Source organism: Gemmatimonas sp., assembly GCF_046594945.1.
Classification (GTDB): Bacteria; Gemmatimonadota; Gemmatimonadetes; order Gemmatimonadales; family Gemmatimonadaceae; genus Gemmatimonas.
The window spans coordinates 50,035-74,219 of the sequence record NZ_JBKJRB010000010.1; the positions used below are offsets into that span (position 1 = coordinate 50,035).

Below are 24,185 nucleotides of genomic sequence, written 5' to 3' on the forward strand. Positions count from 1 at the left end.
GCCGATGATATGTAACGGCTCTGTCACGGCGACCCAGGCCGTCTTTCTGCCAGGGCGGCATCGAGGCGGTCAACGACGCGACTGGCGACTTCGGAGGGCAATGGTACGTAGCCGAGGGTGCTGGCCATGTCCGGATTGTCGAGGAGGGCCCATCGGATGAAGGCGGCCAGTTGGCGGCTCTTCTCGGGGCCGATTGCCGACGGAGCGATCAGCATCCAGGTGAACGACGCGATCGGATACGATTGCGCTCCCGGCGCGTTCACGAGCGAGACGCGCAAGTCGGGTGTGCCGTTGCGGTCGGTCGGGCCCAGCTTGCGATCGGCCTCCAGCACGGCGGTGGCCGCCGACGCGATTTCGAACGGCATGGGCGAGATGAACCGACCGGCGGCGTTTCGCACATGCACCACTGGCAGTCGGTTCTGTCGCGCGTAGACCACCTCGAGATAGCCGATCGCGCCCGGCATTTGCTTCACCTGACCGGCCACGCCCTCATTGCCCTTGCCGCCGATGCCGACGGGCCAGCGCACGTCCTTGCCGCGCCCCGGACCGGCGGCCCACGCGGGGCTCACCGTGGTCAGGAAATCACTGAAAATGTACGACGTTCCGCTCCCGTCGGCGCGATGCACGACGAGGATGTCGGTGTCGGGAAGCGTGAGCTTGGGATTGAGCGCCGCGATGCGCGGGTCGCTCCAGCGGGTGACGGTACCGAGGAAGATGTCGGCGATCACGTCGGGGCTGAGCTTGAGCGGTCGCGCGAGTGCCGGGAGGTTGTACGTGATAGCGACGGCGCCGATCACGGTCGGGATATGCAACACCGGCATGCCCGCGCTGGCGAGTTCTTCATCGGTCATGGGGACATCGGTCGCGCCGAAGTCGACCGTGCGGGCGACCACTTGGCGGATGCCACCGCCGGATCCGATCGACTGATAGTTGATCCGCACGTTGGTGCGCGTGGCGTACTCGTTGAACCAACGCGAGTACAGCGGATACGGGAACGTGGCGCCGGCGCCGGTGAGGTCGACACGGGAGGTGTTGGGAATGGGAGCGGCAGACGCGCTATCGTTTTGAATCGCGGTTTCCTTCGCGGGGTTGCTGCAGGCGCTTAGGACGAGCGACGGAATCAGCAGGAGGGCGAGGCGTCGCATCACAGGCTGGTCGACAGACCGACGAACTTGAAACGACCGAGATGCTCGAGGATCGTCCCGAACATCACCCCTTCGATAGTCTGCTTGCCGGGCGCCGAGAGGCGCACTTCGCACTTGTTGTACAGCAGGTTGACGCCCTGGGTATCGGGAGGCGCAGCACACCGAAGGCGGCTCGCGGTCAGTCGACTCCCACCGAAGCGGCTCACGAGTTTGGCTGCGCCCTTGTTCGATGACGCCAACAGTTGACCCCAGAGGAGCTCCGGGGGGGCCTCATACGGGGGCTTACTCATGGGAGACTCGGAGTAATACAGCCAGGCGAACTCAGCGCGATCCATGATCATCGCATTGAGATCAGTAGCGTCGTTGGTGCCGATCGCGGTGGCCCATCGTTCCACCAGTGCCGCCATGGTCGGACTCGCGTGCCGGAGTGTGTCTGTTTTCGGGAGCGAGGCGCGAAAACGGCGAAGATGCTCCGCAATCGGAAGAATCGAATCAACGACTCCGCCGGCAGCAGCCACCTCGGCAACGTGTGCCGCCTGGTCATCAAACGTCGGCGTCGCCTTGTCCGTGCAGCTGGCGACGATGGCGACGGAAAGCGCGGTGCCGAGCATCCGCGGCAGAGTTCGTATAGACATAGGTCGTGAAAAAGAGAACGGCCGGTGCCCGAGGGGCACTGGCCGTTCGGACTTCGAAGAAGCTAGCGTGCTTATGCGCTTACCGCCGGAGTCAATTCCGTGCGTAGTTCGTCCAGTTCGCCCACCACTTCGTACCGCCGGGCGCAGCGGCACCGCGGTAGGCCGTCGCCGTGATGAACGTGCCGGCGCGAGCGGCAATCCTCGGATCGGCGGTGAAGGCGCTCAAGCCGCCGGTCGCGATCGGAGAGCCAGCAGCCGGAGACCAATCGAATCCAGCGACCGTCGGCGCGGTGGTACCGCCGGCCGGGAGCGCGGTGAAGAGACTGGCCGCTGTGACCGTGCCCGCTGCCACGCTGATGTTGCTGTTGCGTGCGGTGAAGGCGGACTCCTGTCCGAAGTTCGGTCCGGTTGGATCGAAGACCACACCGCCATTCTGTGAACCGTTATCGGCGAAATACAGGTTGCGCACGATGAGCGAGTCAACCTGAAAGCGATTGTTCGACGTCGTGTCACGAATCGAGACGGCCTGTCGCGGCCAGCGCGCGACGACACCGTTCACGTAGTAACCGCCCGTGCCACGTCGGAGCACCATGCCCACGCCGCCGTTGGTCGGCGTCGTAACGCCAGCGCCGACGCCGATCACCGTGAAGTTCGCGAACACGTTCATGGTGAAGAGGCCGTCAGCGGCGCCAGCGCTCTGCGCGTTGCCGCCGGCGGGTGCCGTGCAGCCACCACCGTTGCAGCCGTCCACTTCGAAGCCCTGCGGGTCGGTCGAGACGGCACCGGCACCGGCACGCGGCGTCGCGAAGGCCGACTGATAGGCGATCAAGAACTGGTTGCGACCGCGGTACCCTTCCGACGTATCGAAATGATCGTCGCCGGCTTCGTACGAAACGAGGTACTTACCGTCGACCGTGCCGCCGAACCACTCGAAGGAGTCGTCGAGGCCGGTCACCGACTGCAGGTACTCGAGCGTCGTGCCACTACCGAGTGCGGCAAAGGTGAACGAGTTCAGCTCCGCGTCGGTGAGCGTGGCGTATCCCGCGAACTCCACGCGCACGTAGCGCAGCGTGCCACTGTTGTCCGTGTCCACCGTACCGCCGGTGTAAATCACCCCAGCGGAATTTCCGCCGACGACCGAGCCGTCTGAGCCTTCGACGATGATGTTGCCCGCGCGGTTGTTCCGCGCGTTGCCAACGATGATCAGGCCACCCCAGTCACCGGGCGACCGATTACCAGCGCTACGCTGTGACGTGAAGACAACCGGGGCCGCCTCCGTGCCGGTGGCGACGATGCGCGCGCCACGTAGCACGAAGAGTGCCGATCCGAGCGCGGTCGTGTCGCCGACGATCTTGGTGCCGGCATTGATCGTGAGGGTGGCGCCACTGTTCACATAGACGAATCCACGCAGCACGTAATTCGTGTCCGGCGTCATCGTGCGGTTGGCCGCGATGGAACCGCTGATCGTGATGGTCGGGTTGCCGGTGATCGAGTACGTCACGGTCGCCGTTGCCGTCGCGTTCGACGTGACCGTCGCCGGCGAGCCGACGATTGCCGCGTTGTAGCGCACGTTGTTCGTAATGACCTGTGCGGCGGCTACGGTGTAGCTGCCGGCCGCAACGCTGTACGAAGCGGACGCGGTCGCCGACTGCGTGTATGAACTCGGGCCGGTAACGGTGACGGCTGCGTTCACACCGGCGGGGAGTCCGGACACCGTGACGGTGAGCGTACCGTTGGTGGGCGTGACGGGTTGAGTCGGATCATCACTGCCGCACGCGGCGAGCGCGAGCAGGCTGAATGACGTCAGGGCAAGAGCGCGCAAGCGCGTGAACGTCGTCATCGGCGGTCCTGGGATGTAGTTGGTGGAGCGTCGGGAAAGGCGGTGCTACGCACGGAAGTAACGCGATACTCTGTCCCGAATGCGTTATGACCCGGTCACGGTTGGGTCACCGTGACCGGGTCATGTGTGTCGGGGATTACCGACCGCGTCGGCGCGCTGCGCCAACGCGTGTTGTTGGTGGGGACTACTGTTGCCAGGACAAGCCGACGGAGAACGTGCGGCCGGCATTGTAGCCTTCGCGCTCGAGGTTGCCCTGCATGAAGCGGTACCGCGCGTCAAGAAGATTGCGGGCGTCCACTCGGCCCGACAGGCTGCCCATCACGGGGAAACGAAGCGAGAGATCCAGGACCTTACGAGATTTCTCCACGATGTTCGGAAGCGGGGTCACACCAGCCGCATAGATGCGGTCGCCGACCACGTTGTACAGCACGGTCGCATTCGTCCGACCGCTCTCCGACGAGTAGGAGAGTCCAGCGTTGACGACGAACGGCGCCTGGCCCACCAGACGACGAGACTTGTCGGTTACCGTCAGTCCCGTCGTGGTATCGAGGTCCACCGACGAGCGCATGATGGTGACGTTACTGAAGCCGGTGAAGGGCATCGCCCAATCGCCGAGGAAGCTGAGCTGCTTACGCGCTTCGAGCTCAACACCGACGTTTACGGCCTTGAGGGCGTTCTGAAAGCGCGCCTGATACGCACCCGACGTCGCCGATTCCACGCGCTCGATGGGGCGATCGAACTGCTTCGCGAAGACGCCGATGCTGAGAATTTCGCCGGTGTTGGGAAACGCTTCATAGCGCAGATCGACGTTGTCGATGAGCGAGCGCTTGAGCTTGTCGTTACCCGTCACACTGACGCCGCCGAGCACGTCGCGGAAGGTCACCGGCGCCAGCTCGCGGTACTCCGGACGCGCCAGGGTGCGCGTGATACCGAAGCGCAGGTTCTGGTTTTCCGTGAGCTTGGTGTTGATCAACAACGACGGCAGCACATCCGTGTTGTCGAGCGCGGCTCCGGCGGTGAACCCGCCTTGCGTGCTCGAGGCCACATCGATCTTGGCCTTTTCAACGCGCGCACCGGCGATCACGCGAATCCTTTCGCCGAGGCCCCAATCCGTCATGAGGTAGGCCGCCGTCGTGCGGTCTTCGGCCGTGTACGATCCGGCCTGTCCGATCGGCTGCACATTGATCTGGTTGCACGAGGCGCATGCTTGTGTTGCGCCAAAGATCACATCGGCCGACTGCGCCCGCACATCTTCCGCGGCGCGTGAGATGAACGAGTAGATCGGCGCCTGTGCCGAACGGTTGGTGGAGCGTGCGTACGCACCGACCTTCACCACGTTCTGGTTGGCGATGTTGCCAACGTTGATCGTGTGGTCGACCTGCGCGGTATTGTTGGTTTCGCGCAGGTCGAAATACAGACGACGCGCGCCGTCGAGTGAGGCCAGCAGCGAGAATTTGCCGTCGCCGCCGCGCGAGTACACTACGTCGGAGCGATCCGGCTCGCGACGGGTCGTGCTCGCGTACGTGGCCGACCACGCCGTCTTGTTGCGATCGCTCAACTGGTGCTCGCCCTGACCGGTCACCGTGGCGACGCCGCGCTCGACGTAACGCAGTGTCGTGCGCGCGATGCTATCCGAGAGGTTTTCGTCGAAGCCGCGGTCCATGCGCGCTTCGTTGTCGGCGCTGCGCGTGGCGGTGGTGTTGAGCGACAGACGCGAGCTCTTGCCGATCAGCTTGGAGAAGTTGGCAATGCCGCCCCACTGAATGCTCGAGCGGCCGGTGGAACCCGACACGGACGTGAGCGGCACCACGGTGTTGTTGGCACCCTGGTTACCAACCGCAAATCGCTCGTTCGCACGCGTCTCTTCCGAATATCCGTAGTTGCCGCTGAGCACATAGCCAAGGCGCTTGCCGAGAATCGTGTTGCCACCGGTCGAGGCACCGAACGAACCGTTCATCCCGCCGGCACGAGGAGCGGCATTCCAAACGTTGCGCTGTTGAAGCGCCATCTGGTTGTAGTCGTTCTGTGTCACGTTGCCTAGGAAGTTGGCACTGGCGATGGCAGAAGGACGAGAGCGTGCGGTGCCCGCGAATCCGATCAGCTCGCCGCCCGCCCGCGGCGCAAACGGCAACGTCTGGCCAAGCACACTGGTGTTGGCGCCAAAGCTGGTGGAGTAGTTGATCTGACGCGTCGCCGGAAACTCCTTCGTGCGGATATTTACGTTCGCGCCAGCAAAGTCGCCCGGCTGGTCTGGCGTGAACGTCTTGGTCGTCGTGACGTCCTGCAGCAGGCCGGCGGGAAACAGATCGAGCGGCACGACCTTGCGCTCGGGCTCCGGGCTCGGGATACGCGCGCCGTTAAGCGAAGCCGTGGTGTAGCGCTCGCCGAGTCCACGCACCTGCAAGTACTTACCGTCCTGCACCGTCACGCCACTCACGCGCTGGGCCGCCTGGGCCGCATCGTTGTCCGGGCTGCGGGCGATCTGCTCAGCGGTAATCGCGTTGACGGCGTTCGTCGCATTCTTCTGCTGATTCAACGCTTCGTTGACGGTGCCTTTTTCCTTCGTCGCCGTCACGCTGATCGCCGCCAGCTGCACGTCGGCCGAGTTGAGCGAGATGTCAAGTTCGATCGAGCCGTTGACCGGAACCATGATGCCAGTGATCGTCTTCGGCCCATAGCCGATGCGGCGCACCTGTAGCGTGGTCGTTCCCGCCGGTACGCGAGCGATGGTGTATCGACCGTCAACGCCCGATTGCGTACCGATCGTCGTACCGACGATCTGCACGCCGGCCGACGGAATGCCTTGGCCGGACTTGGTGTCGATAACGCGACCGGTGATCCGGCCGACAGGAGCGTCAGCTCCCTGTGCGACGAGCGTAGAAGCGGGGACGACGGCAGCCGTCATCGCCAGCATCAACTGACGCGCGAAACGGGAGAGCACGTGTGCGTAGGTCCGCATGGATGATCGGGTCGGTATATATGAAGATTGCTGGCACGCCCTCTCGGGCGCTCGAGGTTCAGTAGTCCGGACTCCCAAGGGCATCCGGTTAACCTGTAAGCTTCGTGACGCAGGTTTCGATCTCCCCACGGTTGTGCAACGAACGTGTCACGGAGAATGGGATCGGGAGGGGGCTGGTGCGGCGAGCCCTGTCGTGATATTCTCGCCGGCATAATGGCTGCCTCTGATCCTTTGCTCGAAAGACGACGCGTCGCGTCGCCCCCGCCGACCGATCCGCAGACGCGCGCTGAAGCGCTCTCGGTCGCGGCCCGCGCCCTCCGCGCGGCTGAACACGTCTGCGTGCTGTCAGGCGCGGGCGTGTCGGCCGAGAGCGGCATTCCAACATTCCGTGATGCGCTCACCGGACTCTGGGCGAAGTTTTCCCCGCAGGAGCTGGCCACGCCCGAGGCCTTCGCGGCCAATCCAACCCGCGTATGGCAATGGTATGCGGCCCGACGCTCGATGGTCCGGGCGGCTCAGCCCAATCCGGCGCACCAAGCCTTGGTGACCCTCGCCTCGCGGGTCGCGCATTGCACCTTGGTCACCCAGAACGTGGATGATCTGCACGAGCGGGCCGGCTCGCGTGACATTATCGGACTGCACGGATCGCTGATGCGGGCCCGCTGCAGTGCGGGGTGCCCGGGTACAATGGTGCCGACCGAGGCGCAGGCCGCCGAGCCCCCGCCGTGTCCGACGTGCGGCGCCCTGATGCGTCCCGACGTGGTGTGGTTTGGCGAGCAGATGCCGATGGCTGAGTTTGAGGCCGCTCGCAATGCGGCGGTCGCGTGCGACGTGTTCCTCTCGGTGGGCACGTCGAACGTGGTCGAGCCGGCGGCATCACTGCCGTGGATCGCGGCCACGCACGGGGCCACCGTGATCGTGGTCAATCCGACCATGGCAGGGCAGCGCCGCGGACCGAGCATCCTGCCCATCGAAGGGCCGGCTGGGGTCATGCTGCCGCGGCTCATCGCGGAGGCGTTCGCTGGACGTCGGGCTCGTCGCCATGAATCGACGGCTCCGCCGATCCGGGACCATGTTGTTCCCCCATCGGCGTCGGTCGAGTTCCCGATCGGCACATCGCCGACGGATCATCCTTCAGATCAGCGTTTGGAGTAGTCCACGGCTTCGTCAGCGCGAGGGATCCAGGCCGAAATCGTGGTTCCGACACCGGGCTGCGACTCGGCCTTCACCTTGCCCCCATGCGACTCGGCCAGATGACGCACGATGGCCAAGCCGAGTCCCGTGCCGCCAGCCTCTCGCGAGCGACCGGGGTCCGCCCGGTAAAACCGCTCGAAAATGCGCGGCAGGTGCTCGGCCCCGATCCCCGAGCCGGTATCACGCACGCCAATCCGCACGCCGCCGTCGTCCTGCTGCGAAAAGAGCACGACCTCGCCGGCGGTCGTGTGTCTCAGCGCATTCTCGGTCAGATTACTGAGAATCTGGCGCGCGGCGGTCGGGTCGATGTCGAGATGCGCTGCATCGACGCCAATCTCGGTGCGCAACACAATGCCCTTGGCGGCCGCGGCCGATTGCAGCGGGGCAAACACCTCCGCTGCCACCGCTGCGACGTCGAGATCCACGGGATTCGGTACCCATCCGCCCGACTCGATTCGTGACAGGTCGAGCAGGTCGTCAACGATGCGTTGCATACGTCGCACGTTGCCCTCGGCCATGGCGAGGAATTGACGGCGCAAGTCGGGGGGCAGTTCTTCGTCCTGGAGCGTTTCCACGAAACCGCCGATCACGGTGAGTGGCGTGCGCAACTCGTGCGAGACGTTGGCCACGAAGTCGCGGCGTACGGCTTCGAGTCGACGGATCGGAGTGAGATCATAGAGCGCGAGCACGGCACCGCCCCCAGGCAACGGCCGGGCGGTGAGTGACATTGTTCGGTCGTCGACGCGAACCTCCTCGGGCACCGCCCCCGATCCGGAAAGCACTGCCGCAAGGGCTTCGCGCAAGGTGCGGTCGCGCGGCAGAAAATCGGCGGGGAAGGGCACCGGTTCACGCAGCCGCAGCAGTTGCCGCGCGGTCTCGTTGATGCGAACCACTCGTTGCCGCGCATCGACGGCGATCACGCCCTCATTCAGGGACTCCGTGAGCGCGACCAGCAGCGCTTCCTCGCCATGTAGCGCCTGCAGGCGCGCCTCGAGCTGCTCGGCCAGCCGGCGCAGGGCGTCGGCCAGATCGCCCACTTCACCCCCGGCGATGGCGCGTGACGGGCGCTGCGTGAGATCACCGGCTGCGAGGCCGCGTGCGACGTCGCGGAGCTCTTCGATCGGACGCGCGACCGGCGCCGCGAGCACTTGCGCGAGTGCGACACCCACCAACAGGGCGGCGAGCCCGGCGATCACGATATCGCGACGCACCTTGGCCAGAAACTCATCAGACGAGGCAACAGCGGTTGGTTCTTCGGCCCGCACGCGCTCGGTGACGCGTCGTTCGACGGCGAAGAGCACGATACCGACGAGCAGCGTCGCGACCACGAAGCTGTTCAACACGATGCGGGGCGCAAGCCTCATGACACTCTCATGACACACTCATGACACACTCATGACACGCTCACGCCTGCGTAATGTGGCGATGGCGATGGCGAGGCGGATCGGGGATCACCCGCCGCGCGGCATGGCCGCCCGGAAGCGATAGCCGAAGCCGCGCACGGTTTCAATCATGTCACCGGCGGCGCCGAGTTTGGTGCGCAGTCGCTGTACGTGCATGTCGACGGTGCGCGTCTGAATGTCAGGCGCGGCGTCCCACACCGTTTCCAGCAACAGGCCGCGTCCCTGCACGCGTCCGCGCCGCTCGACCAGGGTGAGCAACAGCTTGAATTCCGTGGGGGTGAGGTCGACTTCCTGTCCTTCCACCTTGACCGCCATCGCGGCCCGGTCGACGTGCAGAGGACCGATCACCAACGTGTCAGCATTCACGGGCGCGGTGTTGCCGGTGCGGCGCAGGATGGCGCCGACGCGCAGTACGAGCTCGGCGGGGCTGAACGGCTTGGTGAGATAGTCGTCCGCCCCGAGCGACAGGCCGCGAATCCGGTCGGGTTCTTCACGGCGCGCGGTGAGCATGAGGACCGCGATGTCGCGCGTGCTCTCGTCGGAGCGGAGCTGCTCGAGGACATCGAAGCCCGAGATGCCGGGCAGCATGAGATCGAGCACGATCAACGACGGTCGCTCACGGCGGGCATGATCGAGTGCCTCCTGCCCGGTGGCCGCCGTCGCCACCCGGTACCCGACTTTGGCGAGATGATAGGTGACAAGCGCCACGATTTCCGGCTCGTCATCGACCACGAGAATGCGTTCAGTAGACGGCGCAGCTTGCATACGGTATCTGGCTCAGGCCGGTTCGGCCGTTACGGGCACGGACAAGGGGGTTCGCGTTGCTGCGCGAGAGATGAGCCGACGCTGGATTTTGGCGACGATCATTTCGATGGCGACCAGATTGCTGCCGCCTCTCGGGACGATCACGTCAGCGTAGCGTTTGCTGGGTTCGACGAACTGCAGATGCATGGGTTGCACGGTTTTCAAGTACTGATCGAGCACCGATTCCAGCGTCCGTCCGCGCACGGCCGTGTCACGGCGAATGCGTCGTATGAGTCGGATATCGGGATCAGCGTCGACAAAAACCTTCACGTCGCACAACGCGCGCACATTGGCGTCGGCCAGCAGCAGAATGCCGTCAACGACGACGACGTCTGCCGGCGCAATGCGTCGGGTGCGTTCGCTACGGGAGTGGGTCGCGAATTCGTAGACGGGCATATCCACCGGCTCGCCGCGCGAGAGCGCCGCGAGATGTACGGTGAGCAACTCCACGTCGAAGGCATCGGGATGATCCCAATTCACGTGATGCAACTGCGACAGCGTGAGGTGCCGGAAATCGTGGTAGTACGCGTCCATCTCGAGAAAGGCAACCGACGCCACAGGCAGTGCTTCGGCGACCTTGCGCGCAACCGTGGACTTCCCTGAGCCGGTGCCGCCTGCGATCCCGATAATCAACGGTTTCATGAGCGGCTGTTCCGGTTCCGACACTGCACGATGATCAACCTGTCCCTGTGTCGTGACCGGACCGCCACGACGGTGTAACGGAAGCGTATCGGCGGCCGGGACCGATACGGGCAAGTTCGCGGGGGCTGAGAGGAGGGGCAAGCGGTTGGCCACGGCCGTTGCTAGCTTCTCTCTATGGAACGCTTGCCTTCGCTGTTCGCCACGGCTGTTCTGACGCTGGCCGCGGTTGCCCCGCTGCCGGCACAGTCGGGACGGTTCGACCTCGTCATTGCCGCCACCACCGACGTTCACGGACGTCTGCGGGGCTGGGACTACTACGCCAACGCCCCCGATCTCGCTCGTACGCTGGCCGGGGCGGCCACGATCGTGGATTCGGTTCGGACGGCCAATCCTGGCCGAGTCCTCTTGGTCGAGGGCGGCGATATCCTCTCGGGCAATCCGCTGCTGTACGTGGCCGCCAAGATCGCCCCGCCGCCGGTCCATCCGGTGATCGCGGCCATGAACGTCATGCACTATGACGCCGCGGTGCTCGGGAATCATGAGTTCAACTTCGGAGTGCCGGCGCTGCGGGCGGCGATCGCCAAGGCGGCCTTCCCGTTCGTGGCCGCCAATGTGCGCGACGCGCAGGGGCGCCCGTTCGTGGCACCTTACACGCTGATCGACAGACGCGGGGTGCGCATCGCGATCATCGGCGGCACCACGCCGGGCTCCATGCTCTGGGATCGCGACAATCTGCGCGCGGCCGGCCTCACGGTATCCGATATCGTGGCCTCGGTGCGCAGCGCGGTGGCCGAGGTCAAGCGTCGGAAGGCCGATGTAGTTGTGGTGCTGCTGCATTCCGGGTTGGACGAGGCCGCGACCTACGACACGGTGGCAACCGGGCTCGCCTCGGAGAATGTCGCCGCGCGCGTGCCGCGTGAGATTGACGGCATCAACCTCGTGGTCTACGGTCATTCTCACCGCGAACTGGTGGACTCCACGATCAACGGGGCGTTGCTGGTGCAGCCGCGTAACTGGGCGGCATCGGTGGCATTGGCTACGCTGACGCTTGAAAAGTCAAAGGGCAAGTGGGCGGTCGTGAAACACCGTGGCCAGTCGGTCAAGGTGGCCGGCCATACGGAGTCGCCGGCCGTGTTGGCCGCATCCGCCACGACGCACAGAGCCACGGTCACTTGGGTGAACACCCCGGTGGGTCGCACGGCGGTGACCTGGCGCGCCGACAGTTCCCGCGTGGTCGACGCGCCGATCACCGATCTGATCAACGAGGTGATGCGCCGCGAGTCGGGCGCGGAGCTTGCGGCCACTGCGGCCTTCTCGCTCGACGCGACGCTCGACACCGGTGCGGTTACGCAGGCGGCGCTGTCGCGCCTGTATCCCTACGAGAATACGCTACGGGCCGTGCGTATTACCGGCGCCCAGCTGCGCGCCTTCCTCGAGCAGTCGGCGTTGTACTACCGCACGCTCTCGCCCGATGGCACGGCGCCCGCCGGCGGGTTGGTGGATCCAAAGATTCCCGGCTACAACTTCGACGTGGTCACGGGCGTGGACTACGTGATCGACCTGACGAAGCCCGCTGGTGCACGCATCACCACGCTTACGCGGAATGGTCGCGACGTGCAGGCGATGGATTCGTTCACGATGGCACTGAACAACTATCGGCAAAGCGGTGGCGGTGGGTACGCGATGCTAGCCTCGGCGCCAGTCGTGTTCCAGAAGGACGTCGACATCCGTTCGCTGATCATCGACGAGGTGGCCAAGGCGGGCACGCTTGATCCGGCCAAATACGCCTCGGTGAACTGGCGTCTGGAGCCGACCGCGGCGCGGGCGATCGCGTATCGCGAGCAGAATCGCGGTCGTGCCGGAGAGGCCGCTGGTGGTGCGCCGGCGGCGGCGTCTGCGAGGTCCCCGACGGTCGCTCCGACGGGGCGTACGCTGCGCGTGATCAGCATGAGTGATTTCCATGGTGCGCTCTCGACCCGACCAGATGAACGTGGCCGCTCGCAGGGGGGAGCGGTCGCGCTGTCGGCGGCGATCGAGAAGGCGCAGCGTGAGTGCACCGGTCAGTGCCAAAGCGTCGTGGTCGATGCGGGTGACCTGTTCTCCGGTGCGCCAGCCTCTGACTGGGACGCCGGGAAGCCCACGGTGGCGGTCTTCAACCGGCTGCACGTGGCGGCCGGTGCGATCGGGAATCACGAATTTGACTTCGGGCAGGATACACTCCGCGTGCGTCTCAACGAGCTCCGGTACGCGGTGCTGGGGGCCAACGTGCGCGCGGCCGACGGCCGTCCGCTGCCATGGATGCGCGCCGACACCATGGTGGTGCGAGGTGGCGTACGCATCGGCATCGTGGGTACTGCCGGCGAGCACACGGCTACGTCGACGAAAGTGCGTAATGTGCGCCAGCTCAAATTCCTCGACGCCGCACCCATTATCAGCGAGCGCGTCCGCGCCTTGCGCGCCAGCGGCGCGAAGATTGTTATCGCGCTCGCGCACGATGGCGCCCGTTGCGATCGAGAGAAGCCGGATGTCTGCTCCGGCGGCGGCCTCGACATCATCGAAAAGCTCACCGACACGCCCGACGTGTTCGTGATGGGTCATTCCCACACGAATATCGTGCTGCGTCGGCGTAATATGCCCGTGGTGCAGACGTCGTCGAATGGCCGAGCCATCGCGGTGGTGGACATCCCGCTGGAAGGCGGTCAGGCGCGCGCCGAGATCCGCCACGTGTACGGCGACGAGCGGGCGGGTGCCGATCCGATCGTCGACTCGATCGTGACGGCGGCCACCGCGAAGGTGCTGACACGGATGGATCGTCCGGTGGCGACCATTGCCGACGGGTTGCTGCGCCGCGGTAACCAGTACGCCTTGGGCAACCTCGTGGCTGATGCCGCACGGGTGAAGGGTAACGCCGACTTCGGCGCCTGGAACAACGGCGGTATCCGCACCGATATTCCGGCGGGCCCGATTACGTTCGGCGGCGTGCACAACATCTCGCCCTTCAGCAACGTGCTGGTGCGTATTCGCCTGCGCGGACGCGATCTCGTGGCGGCGGCCGAGCGGTGGGTCTGGAACGGTCGACCGAATTCGCATGTGAGTGGACTCACGATCGAATACGATCCCGCCAAGCCGCAGGGGCAGCGCATCGTGCGCGTACTCGGCGCCAACGGCGCGCCACTCGATGCCGACCGGATTTACTCGCTGGCCGTCAACGACTTCATGATCGACGATCCCGAAGGTGCCTCGCTGGCGCGCACGATTTCGGTCGAGGTGCTGACGGTGCGTGACATCGACATGCTGGCGAGCTACCTGCAAGCGCTGCCGCAGCCCGTGCGCGGCGATGCGACCGAACGTATTCGCGCCGTTGGCGCGGGAGCACCGAAATGAGTGATGTCGTTTCTCCGATGTCCGTCCCCGATTCGCTTCGGGTCTATGTGAACGAACGGAGCGTATCGGTGCCGCACGGTTCGCTGGCAGTCGACGCCGTCCGGGCGCTCTTCCCTGAACTGGCGACCGAAGTGGACGCCGGGCGTCAGCGTCTCACCGACAGCCGCGGCCTACCGGTAGACGCATCGCAGGCGCTCGTTGGGGGCTCGATCTATCGGGTCGTGCCGGTGCGCGATCAGGTCAACGCGGCGCCCGAGCTGGGTAGCGCCGAGGCGGGTAGCGCCGAGGCGGGTAGTGCCGAGGTGACGTCGTGAGCACGGTGAACCCGGCGTTTGTCGAGATCGTCCAGCGCATGCCGAAGGCGGATCTTCACTGTCACCTCGACGGTTCATTGCGGCCGTCTACGCTGCTCGAGCTGTCCGCGGAGCGCGGTCTCACGCTGCCGGTGTCGACGGCCGCGGCACTTGGCGAGTGGATGCGGGTGGACGACGCTCGCAATCTCGAGGATTACCTCGCACGATTCGACGTCACGCTGGCTGTGATGCAGGACGCGGCGTCGCTGGAGCGTGTGGCGCACGAATTCGTCCTCGATGCGGCGCTCGACGGCGTGCGCTATATCGAGGCGCGATTCTGTCCCGCGCTCAGTGTGCGTGCTGGTCTTTCACTCGACGACGTGATGCAGGCCGTGTTGCGTGGCTTAGCGCGCGGCGAGAAGGAGACGGGCACATTGGCGCGCGTAATTGTCTGCGCGCTGCGCAGCGTCCCGTGGCCGCATGCGATGGAAATGGCCGAGTTGGCGGTGGCGTACAAGGGCAAGGGTGTCGTGGCCTTCGACCTCGCCGGCGGCGAGCTTGGTAATCCAGCCTCGGCGCACGCATTGGCGTTCGACTACGCGCGCGCACACGATCTCGCCGTCACCGTGCATGCGGGCGAAGGCGATGGCCCGAACAGCATTCGTGACGCGCTACATCGCTGCGCTGCCGATCGGATCGGGCATGGAACGCGGTTGCGGGAAGATCCGTCGCTGGAGGCGTACGTGATCGATCATCGGATCCCGCTCGAAGTGTGCCCCACCAGCAACGTGCAGACGCGCGTGGTGCCCACCTTCGCCGATCACCCGTTGGCGCGCTATGTCGTCATGGGGGCGGTGGTCACGATCAATACCGACAACCGTCTGATGAGCGGCCTGTCGCTCACCGACGAGTACGTGCGCTGCGCGCAGCACCTGAACTTCGACATTGACACGCTGGCGATGCTGGCCATTACATCATTCGACTCGGCGTTCCTGCCGCACGTGGAGCGGGAGACGTTGCGCGAGAATATCGCGATCGAGATCGGCGACCTGCTCGCCAACGCCGAAGACATCGCGGTGACCGTATGAGCGAGCGCGCCTTCGCGACGGAGACGTTTGAATCGCAGCGGATGGCGCCGGGGGCCGCTGCCGCTGCGGTGGCGGCGGCGTACATCCGACAGCGTCTCGGCCCCGAGGCGCCCGTGCCCGTGTGCGGGATCGTGCTTGGCTCCGGCTTGGGCGGATTGGCCGACCGCATAGAGCGCGCGGTGCGAATTCCGTTTTCGCATGTACCGGGCTTTCCCCTGGCCACGGTGGCCGGACACGCCGGACAGCTCCTGGTCGGTATGCTGGGCGGTCGTCAGGTGTTTGCGCTGGCCGGTCGTTTTCACATGTACGAGGGACACGACGCGGCGTTGGCGGCGTTCCCCGTGCGCGTGATGCACGCGCTGGGGATCACGGTCTACTGCGCATCGAACGCGGCCGGTGGTGTGCGCCGCACCTTCAATCCGGGCGACCTCATGGTGATCTCCGATCATATGAACATGATGTTCCGCAATCCGCTGTTCGGGGCCGCGGAGCCGGGCGACGAACGTTTCCCTGACATGTCCGATCCTTACGACGCCAAGCTGCGCGCCCTGCTGCACGAGGCGGCGCGAACAACCGGCGTGCCCCTGCACGATGGGGTGTACTGCGGGTTGCTGGGGCCGACCTACGAGACGCCGGCCGAAGTGCGGATGCTGGAGCGGCTCGGCGTCGATGCCGTGGGGATGTCGACGGTGCCCGAGGTGATCGTGGCGCGCGCGCTAGGTATGCGCGTGGCCGCTGTATCGTGCATCACGAACAAAGCGGCTGGACTATCACTCGAGAAGCTCAATCACGCCGAGGTGATGGAAGCAGGTCGAGCGGTGGCCGGCCGCTTTGAAGCGTTGATCACCGAGTTCGTGGCGCGCCTGCCGTAGTGCGTCCCCTCGACGCCTATCGCTTCGCCGGCGTGCGCGGCAGCCCCGCCAAGCGCGTTTTGAATGTCTGAAAGGCGCGGGTGTCTCGGGTGAGGGACTTGAGGACCACCGGGTTGATTTTCCGGATTTCGGCTTCGGTGTTGGCCACGCGGCTTTCTTCGATCGGGTGCGAAGCGAAGAACGCATCCACCCCGCTCGGGTTGCGCTGGCGTTCAGCGATAAGAATGCGGAACATGCTCGGCATGCCGCGCGGGTCGATGCCGGCCCGCGTCACATACGTAACGCCGTACTTGTCAGCCGAGGCCTCGTCGTTGCGACTGAATTTCGCGAAGCCGGCCTGCGCACCGATCTGCACGGCCGCCCCCGCCACGCCTTGGCAGGCGGAGGGCACGAACAGGCAGAGCCCTGTGAGTCCGATGTTCGCCCGCTGCGCCTTGGCCATCTGCTGCATGCTATGGCGCTGTGTCACGTGGGCGATCTCGTGGCCGAGAACGCCGGCGAGTTCGGACATATTCGTGGACTTCTCGATGAGGCCACGATACACGTAGATATGGCCTCCGGGCACCGCGAAGGCATTGATCTCCGGCTGGTCAACCACGTTGAAACGCCAGGTCAGGCTTCGGTCGTCGGAGACCCGGGCGATCGAGTCGCCGAGCACGTTGATGTATCGCACGATGTCGGGGTCGCGGATCATGGGCAGCTCGCGCTCGACCTGCTGCGCGTAGTCGTTGCCCATCGCCACCTCTTGCGGCGTGGCCGGCACACACGCCGTCGCCGCGAGCAACGCCGTGAGGCCGATCATCGCCAACTTGCTGTTCCGTCGTGTATTCTCACGCATGGCTGTCGCCTGTCTGGAATGCTGGTCTGATGTCAAGGTGCTTCTATCGTCCAACATGGCATAGCCCGTGCCACGCGCTGAGTCTTACCCCACTCGCACCCGTTTGCATCCGTGAAGCTACTGAGCTTGGCTCGTGACCTGCAGCGCCGGAAAGCGCGTGATCGGCAGCACCGTTTTGTGGCGGAGGGGGTGCGCACCGTCGAGGCGCTGCTGGCATCGGGGCTACCGGTAGAGGGGATGCTCGTGACCGCGATCCTTCGTGATCAGGCCCGTGGACGGCAGCTGGTGGAGGTGGCCGACGGGAGGGGCATCGCCGTGGTCGAGGTGAGCGACGAGGAGCTCGAGAGCGCGGCGGGCACGGAGACCCCGCAGGGGGTTCTGGCCGTGGCGCCGATCCCGGAGCGGTCACTGCGGGCCCCTGAAGGCCCCTCCAGTCGATTCTTGGTGTTGGATGCCCTTCAGGACCCTGGTAACGTAGGCACGGTGATCCGGACCGCCGCGGCGCTCGGCGTCACGGCCACCGTCGCTTTGCCGGGAACCGTTGACCTGTGGAACGCTAAAGTCGTCCGTAGCACGATGGGCGCACTCTTCGTGCACCCGGCGTTGCCGATGTCGTGGGACGCGTTCGCGGAATTTGCCGCGTCGCACTCCGTGCCCGTCTGGGCGGCGGACACCGATGGGGTGCCTCTCGATCAGGTTGCGGCGGACTCCTTGCCAGCGCATCTGGCACTGGTGGTGAGTAACGAAGGGGCCGGGCTATCGGCACACGTCGCCGCGGCAGTCACGTCGCGAGTGGCAATCCGGATGGCGCCCGGTATCGAGTCGCTGAACGTAGCGGTGGCCGCAGGGATCCTGCTGCACGCGCTGCGTGTCGGGTAGTCGTTGCATCGTCGCCGGTTCGCCTTCGTTGTCTGGCCTTCGCCCCCTTCCGTGCTTCCACTCACTGCTGATTTCCTCGCGCTCGTACTGTTGCCGGTGTTCCTGCTCGGGGCCTCCATCGGGTCGTTCCTGAACGTGTGCATCGCTCGCTGGCCCGCCGAGCTCAGTGTCGTGCGTCCGCGCTCGCGCTGCCCGAAGTGCGAGCGCGCGATTGCCTGGCACGAGAACATTCCGCTGCTCAGTTGGCTCTTACTGCGGGGCAAGTGCCGCGGTTGCGGACTGCCGATTTCGATGCAGTATCCGGCCGTCGAACTGCTGGTGGCGCTGGGGTGGGTGGCGAGCTTTGTGGCCTTCGGATTGACCTTCGAGGCGCTGCGCGTCGCGGTGTTCGGCACGGTCCTGTTCGGCATCGCGGTAACGGATGCGATGACGTATCTGATCCCGGACGGCTTTACGATCAGCGGACTGGCGATGGTATTTGCGGCGGCGATCGCGAATTTCTTCATCGGCGAGACATCGCACTTCGCGTCGCCGTGGGCGGCGTTCATCGGTGCCTGCGCCGGCGCTGGGGCGATCACGATTATCGGCTGGCTCGCCGAAGTGATCATGAAGCGCGAGGCCATGGGCTTTGGTGATACGACACTCATGGCCGTGGTGGGCGCGGCACTGGGCGCGGAGCGCTCGTTGCTCACGATCATCGTAGGGGCATTCGTGGGTGCGGTGGTGTTTCTGCTCATTGTCGGACCCATCGTGAAGTGGCGCACGCGTGGTACCGATGCGGCGTTCGAGTTCCCCGATGTGCCGTTCGGTGTCTTCCTTGCGCCTGCTGCCATGCTCGTCTTGCTTTGGGGAGATCCCCTTATCGCGTGGTATCTGCAGCGCGCGTTCCCGACCTGATATCGATGCTGATGCGAGCTACTCTCCTCATTTCGACTCTTCGCCGCACGGTGCTGTACGCGCGCCTGCTGGGCGCCTGCGTTTCGCTCACCACGATCGCCGCCTGCGGCGAGAAGATGCCGAAGGGGGAGGGACCGTACGCGGAACTCGTCGCTGAGTTCGTGCCGAAAATCGAGAAGGAAACGGGACTGACGTTCAAAACGGCACCGCGGATCGAGTCGCGCACGCGTGACGAGGTCGGCGCGTTCGTGCGCCAACAGCTCGAAAGCGAACGGGCGCGCACGCAACTGGCCGGCCAGGAGTCGGCGTACAAGCTGCTGGGGATGGTGCCCGACACCATGAACCTGCTGGCGCTGCTGCAGAAGCTGCTCGAGGAGCAGATTGTCGGCTACTACGATCCCGCGACCAAGGTGCTGTACGTGGTGGATGGCGCCCCGCCGGTAATGCTGCGTCAGACGGTGTCGCACGAACTGGTGCACGCGCTGCAGGATCAGTACGTGAAGATCGACTCGGTGCAGGCGCAGGTGGACAACGCCGATCGTCAGGCCGCAGCGCAGGCCGTGCTCGAAGGCCAGGCGGTGTTGCTCCAGCTTCGCATGGACCCCAACGCGGGGCCGATGCTGAAGATGCCTGGGGGCTGGGATCGTATCCGCGACGCCATGAAAGATGCCCAGACGGGTATGCCGGTGTTTTCGGCCGCGCCGCGCTCGGTGCGCGAAGGGTTGCTCTTCCCGTATCTCGGTGGGGCCGATTTCGTGCGGCGGTTCATCCAAAAGCGTCCTGAGAAGGAACTGCTCACCGATCTCCCGATCTCCACTAAACAGATTCTCAACGACGCGGCCTACTTCACCGACAACAAGGCCGCGCGCGACGTGCCGGTCACGGTTGCACTGCCCGCGCCACGTACCGGCACGGTGGTGTACAGCAACAGCTTCGGTGAATTCGAAACGCGCTTGTTGTTGGTGCAGCATCTCAAGGACGAGGCGCTGGCCCGTCGCGGCGCGGGTGGCGGAGACGGCGACAAGTTCACGGTGATCCGCACGCCAGACGGCGATGCGCTGGTGTGGGCGACGGCCTGGGACTCGGCGGTGGACGCCGCCGATTTTCTCGACCTCATGGGCGATGCCGCGCGACGGCGGTACGAGTTGGCGCGCCTCGCGATCCCGGGCGGCGCCACGACACGGCACTACGATGTGCCGGCAAAGGGCACCCGAATCGCGAGAACGGTGACGCTCGCGCTGGAACAGCTGGGCGGCCAGCCCGTAGTGATATACATGGATACTCCCGCACGGATCGGCATCAAGCTGATCGACCCGGCCGGCATCACCGTCGTCCGCTAGCCCGATGGCGATCCCGCCGGTCGCGGTACCGGTCACGCCATCGGCGGCGGTACCGGCCGCCCTGCAGATCACGCCCGACGACGAAGTCAAACGCGTCCGGCTGGTGCAGATGAAGCGCGTGGCCACGCTGATGCTTGTCGGCGTGGCGCTGCTGTTCGTGGTCACGCGCCTGCTCGAGTCGCGGTATCCCTGGCTCGGCTTTGTGCGGGCGTTCGCCGAAGCCGCCATGGTGGGTGGCATTGCCGACTGGTTCGCGGTGACCGCCTTGTTCCGTCATCCGATGGGTATCCCGATTCCGCACACGGCCATCGTGGCGTCGCGGAAGGATCGCATCGGCACCGCGCTCGGCAATTTCGTGCAGCGAAATTTCCTCACGCGCGAGGTGGTCGCGTCCAAGATCGCGGCCATGAATCTTGGTGACCGCGCGGCGCAGTGGCTGGCGCAGCCCGAGAATAGTCGGCGCTTGGCCCGACACGCGGCGCACGGGCTGTCGGGTGCGGTGGGCGTGATGCGCGACGAAGACGTGCAGGAGATGGTGGATCGTGGCATCGTGTCGAGGTTGCGGCGCATGCAGGCGGCGCCGCTCATGGCGCGGTTGTTCGAGTTGCTCACGACCGGCGGTCGGCATCAGGCCCTGCTGGATGACGCCTTGCGCCTCGCCGCCAAGTTTCTGAACGAGAACGAGGCGATGATCCGCGAAAAGGTGAAAGCGGAGAGCCCGTGGTGGGTGCCCGGGGCGGTGGACAGTCGCGTGGGCGACAAGATCGTGAGCGGCGTGGAAAAGACGTTGGTGGCGGTCGCGGCCGATCCCGATCATCCCCTCCGTCAGCGCTACGACGAGGCGGTAGATCGCTTTGTGGCTTCGCTGCGGGAGAACCCTGACACCATCGCGCGCTTCGAGCAGATCAAGCTCGATGTGCTGGCCCACCCCGGGGTGGCGGATTTCTCGCGGGACGTGTGGGGCGATGTGAAGGCGCGCCTCGCCACCTACGCCGAGCGGCTGGCCGACGACGCCGAGAAGGAGCCGGACCAGATCGAGCGATGGTTGGCCGGGCTCGGGCAGGCAGTGCTGGAGGATCCGGTGCTCTCCGCCAAGGTAGACGGCTGGATTGTGGAGATCGTGTCGTACTCGGTGGAGCAGGCGCGCGAGGAAGTCGCGAAGTTGATCTCTGCCACCGTGGCGGCATGGGACGCCGATGCGACATCCCGGAAAATCGAACTGCAGATCGGTCGCGATCTGCAGTTCATTCGGATCAACGGCACGATCGTAGGTGGACTGGTCGGGCTGATCCTGTATTCGGCGGGGTTGCTACTCAACCGGTGACTGGCGTCGGCGCTACCGATCCAACGTGACCACGGTGGGGCGGTCATCCGATGTCGTCACCGCGCTGCTCACGTCGAGCGGCACGGCATCGGCCGGGTGCGTATCCGCATGCGGCAACAACGCGAGGTGCAACACTTCGTCCATGGTGGCTGCAAACGTAAACGCCATCTTGTCGCGCACTTCCTGCGGCACATCGCGCACGTCCTTCTCGTTGCCCTTCGGCATGATGACTTCGCGCAGCCCCGCGCGATACGCCGCCAGCACCTTTTCCTTCACGCCGCCGATTTCCAGCACTCGACCACGCAGCGTGACTTCGCCGGTCAGTGCGAGATCGCGACGCACGGGGCGGCGCGACAGGGCACTGGCAAGAGCGAGGGTGACCGCAATACCCGCCGACGGGCCGTCTTTGGGAATGGAGCCGGCGGGGAAGTGCAGGTGCATGTCCGACTCACGGAACTCGATATCCTCGATGCCGAGCGTAGTCGCGCGCGATCGCACGAACGAATACGCGGCGTCCACGGATTCGCGCATGACGTCGCCCAGCTGACCGGTCACGGTGAGCTTGCCGTTGCCCGGCATACGCAACGCTTCGATCGTCATGATGTCGCCGCCGGTGCTCGTCCACGCGAGTCCGGTCACGGCGCCGATCTCGGGCTCCATCTCGGCTTCTTCCATTGAGAAGCGCGGCGTGCCGAGGATCTCCTCGGCGCGCGCGATGCCGATCTCCCACGACGTGATGTCGCCATCGGCCTTGGCGCGGGCGCGCTTGCGCAGCAGTGACGCGAGTGACCGCTCGAACGTACGCAAGCCGGCTTCACGCGAATAGCGGCTGGTGATGAAGCCCAGCGTCTGCTCCGGTACGACGATGTCGTCGGTGGTGAGTCCGTGGTCTTCGAGCAAGCGCGGCATGAGATACCGCTGCGCGATCTCGACTTTCTCTTCGATGGTATAGCCGGCTATGCGGATCACTTCCATGCGATCGCGCAACGGACCGGGGATGTCGTACAGATTGTTCGCGGTGCAGATGAACAGCACGCTCGACAAGTCGAACGGTAGGTTCAGGTAGTGGTCCACGAACGACGTGTTTTGCGATGGATCGAGCACTTCGAGCATCGCCGCCGTGGGGTCTCCCGAGCTGCCGCCGTTGCTCATCTTGTCGATCTCGTCGATCATGATGACCGGGTCGCGCACTTCCACGCGACGCAGCGCCTGAATGAGCAGACCTGGCATAGCGCCCACGTAGGTGCGGCGGTGTCCGCGGATCTCCGCTTCATCACGCACGCCGCCCACCGAGATGCGATAGAACTCGCGGCCGATGGAGGTGGCGATCGCTTCGCCCAGCGACGTCTTGCCGGTGCCCGGCGGTCCCACCAAGCAGAGAATCGGACCGGTGGGATCGCCGCCGCGCAGTTTGCGCACTGCGAGATATTCGATGATGCGTTCCTTCGCTTCGTCGAGGCCGTAGTGACGATCGCTGAGTGCGTCTTCGACGTTGGCGAGCACGATTTCCTGATCGTCGGCGCTGCGCGCATGCCAAGGCAGGGCGAGTACCCAATCGAGATACGTGCGCAACACCTGATACTCGCTGGACGCGGGCGAGAGCATGCGCAGCCGCTCCGTTTCGCGGCGCGCTTCGGTGGCGACTTTCTCGGGGAGATGCGCGTCATCGATGCGGCGCAGCAAATCGACCGACTCCTTCTCGTTCGGATCGGCCTCGCCGAGCTCCGACTGGATCGCGCGTAGCTGCTGGCGGAGATAGAACTCGCGCTGATGCTGTTCGATCTTGACCTCGGTCTGCTTCTTCACGTCTTCCATCACGCGGGCGCGGGCGACTTCGCGCTCGAGCCGTGAGAGAATGAAGCGGATGCGATGACCGATATCGAGACGCTGCAGCACTTCTTCCTTGTCGGAGATGCGCAGGTTCATGTTCGTGGCCGCGAGATCGGCGAAGCGTCCGGGATCGGACACGTTCATCTTGAGGATCTGCGGCACCTCGTTGGGAATGCGATCGACCAACTCGGCCAGCGTTTCGGCGGCGGATACGGTACGCGCCACCAGCTCATCGAGCTCCAGCACGTCGGCCGGCGTTTCCTTGGCGCCCTGGATTTGCGCGATGGCGAACGGGTTCACCTGATCGATGGCATCGATCGTGATGCGCCGCAGTCCCTGTAGAGTGATCTGGACCGTATCGCCGGGCAGGTTGATGCGCTCGTGCACTCGAGCCGCCACGCCCACCCGTCCAATGAAATTGTGCGGATCGATCGCCTCGTCTCCATCTCCGGAGGCAACGACGAGCGCGACCACCAGCCCGGATTCCTCATGCGCTCGGAGGAGCGCGAGGTTTTCGGGGGCGCCCATCTGCACCGCGATCGTCCCTAACGGGTAGACGATCGTGGAGCGCAGCGCCATCATGGGCAGCGTTGGGGGCAGCTCGGCGCGAAGAATTTCTTCCTTGCGCTGGCCGCGAGGCATCGGGATGCTGGGGTACCGCGGATTCGATCGTGACACGTGACGGGCAAAGAAAGTGACAGCGTGATCCGAACTACATCAATCTAGGCTGAGCGAAAAGACGTACGACGTGTGCTTCCGACGCAAGTTGCGTCATGGGTGGCCCGTTCCGTCACCCCCTTGTCCCGAAACCGGTGTGC

The 24,185-nt window shown here is 65.2% G+C and carries 17 protein-coding genes and 1 pseudogene; 9 read left to right on the top strand and 9 right to left on the bottom strand.

Annotated elements, in window-relative coordinates; genetic code table 11:
* Positions 1-23 precede the first annotated feature (23 nt).
* The 4 genes from pstS to ACLL97_RS01475 all read right to left on the bottom strand — a co-directional run bounded on the left by pstS (position 24) and on the right by ACLL97_RS01475 (position 6,579).
* Positions 24-1,145 carry a phosphate ABC transporter substrate-binding protein PstS gene (pstS, locus tag ACLL97_RS01460; protein ID WP_411278694.1) on the bottom strand — a complete coding sequence of 374 codons (1,122 nt, stop codon included), beginning with the start codon at positions 1,143-1,145 and terminating at the stop codon, positions 24-26.
* The gene (locus tag ACLL97_RS01465) at positions 1,145-1,780 is read right to left on the bottom strand and encodes a hypothetical protein (protein WP_411278695.1); all 636 of its coding nucleotides are present in this window, start codon (positions 1,778-1,780) and stop codon (positions 1,145-1,147) included. Before ACLL97_RS01465 ends, pstS begins: the two co-directional genes overlap by 1 nt.
* 91 nt (positions 1,781-1,871) lie before the next feature.
* A complete protein-coding gene (locus tag ACLL97_RS01470) occupies positions 1,872-3,620 on the bottom strand; it encodes a hypothetical protein (protein ID WP_411278696.1) in 1,749 nt (582 codons plus the stop codon).
* Between the two features lie 184 nt (positions 3,621-3,804).
* Positions 3,805-6,579 carry a carboxypeptidase regulatory-like domain-containing protein gene (locus tag ACLL97_RS01475; protein ID WP_411278697.1) on the bottom strand — a complete coding sequence of 925 codons (2,775 nt, stop codon included), beginning with the start codon at positions 6,577-6,579 and terminating at the stop codon, positions 3,805-3,807.
* Between the two features lie 213 nt (positions 6,580-6,792).
* On the opposite strand from ACLL97_RS01475, the pseudogene ACLL97_RS01480 reads away from it, so the two are divergent.
* A pseudogene (locus tag ACLL97_RS01480) lies at positions 6,793-7,605 on the top strand (SIR2 family NAD-dependent protein deacylase); the annotation flags it as partial.
* Positions 7,606-7,718: 113 nt separating this feature from the next.
* On the opposite strand, the gene ACLL97_RS01485 reads toward ACLL97_RS01480, so the two are convergent.
* The 3 genes from ACLL97_RS01485 to udk form a co-directional block, all read right to left on the bottom strand.
* Positions 7,719-9,137: an ATP-binding protein gene (locus ACLL97_RS01485; protein WP_411278698.1), complete on the bottom strand. Its 1,419-nt coding sequence runs from the start codon at positions 9,135-9,137 to the stop codon at positions 7,719-7,721.
* Between the two features lie 87 nt (positions 9,138-9,224).
* Positions 9,225-9,941 carry a response regulator gene (locus tag ACLL97_RS01490; protein ID WP_411278699.1) on the bottom strand — a complete coding sequence of 239 codons (717 nt, stop codon included), beginning with the start codon at positions 9,939-9,941 and terminating at the stop codon, positions 9,225-9,227.
* Positions 9,942-9,953: 12 nt separating this feature from the next.
* Positions 9,954-10,622, bottom strand: a complete 669-nt coding sequence (gene udk, locus ACLL97_RS01495; RefSeq protein ID WP_411278700.1) for a uridine kinase — start codon at positions 10,620-10,622, stop codon at positions 9,954-9,956.
* Between the two features lie 174 nt (positions 10,623-10,796).
* Here udk and ACLL97_RS01500 point away from each other — a divergent pair, with 174 nt between their 5' ends.
* Genes ACLL97_RS01500 through ACLL97_RS01515 form a run of 4 tightly spaced genes read left to right on the top strand, consistent with a single transcriptional unit; the run spans position 10,797 to position 16,259 of the window.
* The gene (locus tag ACLL97_RS01500) at positions 10,797-14,006 is read left to right on the top strand and encodes a 5'-nucleotidase C-terminal domain-containing protein (RefSeq protein WP_411278701.1); all 3,210 of its coding nucleotides are present in this window, start codon (positions 10,797-10,799) and stop codon (positions 14,004-14,006) included.
* A 17-nt stretch (positions 14,007-14,023) separates the two neighbouring features.
* The gene (locus tag ACLL97_RS01505; protein ID WP_411278702.1) at positions 14,024-14,320 is read left to right on the top strand and encodes a hypothetical protein; all 297 of its coding nucleotides are present in this window, start codon (positions 14,024-14,026) and stop codon (positions 14,318-14,320) included.
* Entirely contained in the window at positions 14,317-15,387 is a 1,071-nt protein-coding gene (add, locus tag ACLL97_RS01510; RefSeq protein WP_411278703.1) for an adenosine deaminase, read from the top strand. Before ACLL97_RS01505 ends, add begins: the two co-directional genes overlap by 4 nt.
* A gap of 41 nt (positions 15,388-15,428) precedes the next feature.
* On the top strand, positions 15,429-16,259 hold the full coding sequence (locus tag ACLL97_RS01515; protein ID WP_411278743.1) for a purine-nucleoside phosphorylase: 831 nt from the start codon (positions 15,429-15,431) through the stop codon (positions 16,257-16,259).
* Positions 16,260-16,275: 16 nt separating this feature from the next.
* Here ACLL97_RS01515 and ACLL97_RS01520 read toward each other — a convergent pair whose 3' ends face one another.
* On the bottom strand, positions 16,276-17,097 hold the full coding sequence (locus tag ACLL97_RS01520; RefSeq protein ID WP_411278704.1) for a M48 family metallopeptidase: 822 nt from the start codon (positions 17,095-17,097) through the stop codon (positions 16,276-16,278).
* A gap of 111 nt (positions 17,098-17,208) precedes the next feature.
* Between ACLL97_RS01520 and ACLL97_RS01525 the strand changes: the two genes are divergently transcribed.
* From ACLL97_RS01525 to ACLL97_RS01540, 4 genes are read left to right on the top strand one after another with little or no spacing between them, the layout of a single operon-like run.
* The gene (locus ACLL97_RS01525; protein WP_411278705.1) at positions 17,209-17,976 is read left to right on the top strand and encodes a TrmH family RNA methyltransferase; all 768 of its coding nucleotides are present in this window, start codon (positions 17,209-17,211) and stop codon (positions 17,974-17,976) included.
* 51 nt (positions 17,977-18,027) lie between these two features.
* Positions 18,028-18,873, top strand: coding sequence for a prepilin peptidase (locus tag ACLL97_RS01530; RefSeq protein WP_411278706.1), 846 nt, complete (start codon positions 18,028-18,030; stop codon positions 18,871-18,873).
* An 11-nt stretch (positions 18,874-18,884) separates the two neighbouring features.
* Entirely contained in the window at positions 18,885-20,213 is a 1,329-nt protein-coding gene (locus tag ACLL97_RS01535; protein ID WP_411278707.1) for a hypothetical protein, read from the top strand.
* 4 nt (positions 20,214-20,217) lie between these two features.
* Positions 20,218-21,537 (top strand): DUF445 domain-containing protein, encoded by a 1,320-nt coding sequence (locus tag ACLL97_RS01540; protein ID WP_411278708.1) that lies wholly within the window; start codon positions 20,218-20,220, stop codon positions 21,535-21,537.
* Positions 21,538-21,549: 12 nt separating this feature from the next.
* Here ACLL97_RS01540 and lon read toward each other — a convergent pair whose 3' ends face one another.
* Complete coding sequence (gene lon, locus ACLL97_RS01545) at positions 21,550-24,009, bottom strand: endopeptidase La (RefSeq protein WP_411278709.1); 2,460 nt, start codon at positions 24,007-24,009, stop codon at positions 21,550-21,552.
* Positions 24,010-24,185 lie beyond the last annotated feature (176 nt).

Coding starts and splice junctions, on each gene's coding strand:
- ACLL97_RS01500 (WP_411278701.1), top strand. CDS start 10,797: ATGGAACGCTTGCCTTCGCTGTTCGCCACGGCTGTTCTGACGCTGGCC.
- pstS (WP_411278694.1), bottom strand. CDS start 1,145: ATGCGACGCCTCGCCCTCCTGCTGATTCCGTCGCTCGTCCTAAGCGCC.
- ACLL97_RS01470 (WP_411278696.1), bottom strand. CDS start 3,620: ATGACGACGTTCACGCGCTTGCGCGCTCTTGCCCTGACGTCATTCAGC.
- ACLL97_RS01485 (WP_411278698.1), bottom strand. CDS start 9,137: ATGAGGCTTGCGCCCCGCATCGTGTTGAACAGCTTCGTGGTCGCGACG.
- ACLL97_RS01465 (WP_411278695.1), bottom strand. CDS start 1,780: ATGTCTATACGAACTCTGCCGCGGATGCTCGGCACCGCGCTTTCCGTC.
- ACLL97_RS01490 (WP_411278699.1), bottom strand. CDS start 9,941: ATGCAAGCTGCGCCGTCTACTGAACGCATTCTCGTGGTCGATGACGAG.
- ACLL97_RS01505 (WP_411278702.1), top strand. CDS start 14,024: ATGTCCGTCCCCGATTCGCTTCGGGTCTATGTGAACGAACGGAGCGTA.
- ACLL97_RS01515 (WP_411278743.1), top strand. CDS start 15,429: ATGGCGCCGGGGGCCGCTGCCGCTGCGGTGGCGGCGGCGTACATCCGA.
- ACLL97_RS01520 (WP_411278704.1), bottom strand. CDS start 17,097: ATGCGTGAGAATACACGACGGAACAGCAAGTTGGCGATGATCGGCCTC.
- ACLL97_RS01540 (WP_411278708.1), top strand. CDS start 20,218: ATGGCGATCCCGCCGGTCGCGGTACCGGTCACGCCATCGGCGGCGGTA.
- ACLL97_RS01475 (WP_411278697.1), bottom strand. CDS start 6,579: ATGCGGACCTACGCACACGTGCTCTCCCGTTTCGCGCGTCAGTTGATG.
- lon (WP_411278709.1), bottom strand. CDS start 24,009: ATGCCTCGCGGCCAGCGCAAGGAAGAAATTCTTCGCGCCGAGCTGCCC.
- udk (WP_411278700.1), bottom strand. CDS start 10,622: ATGAAACCGTTGATTATCGGGATCGCAGGCGGCACCGGCTCAGGGAAG.
- ACLL97_RS01535 (WP_411278707.1), top strand. CDS start 18,885: ATGCGAGCTACTCTCCTCATTTCGACTCTTCGCCGCACGGTGCTGTAC.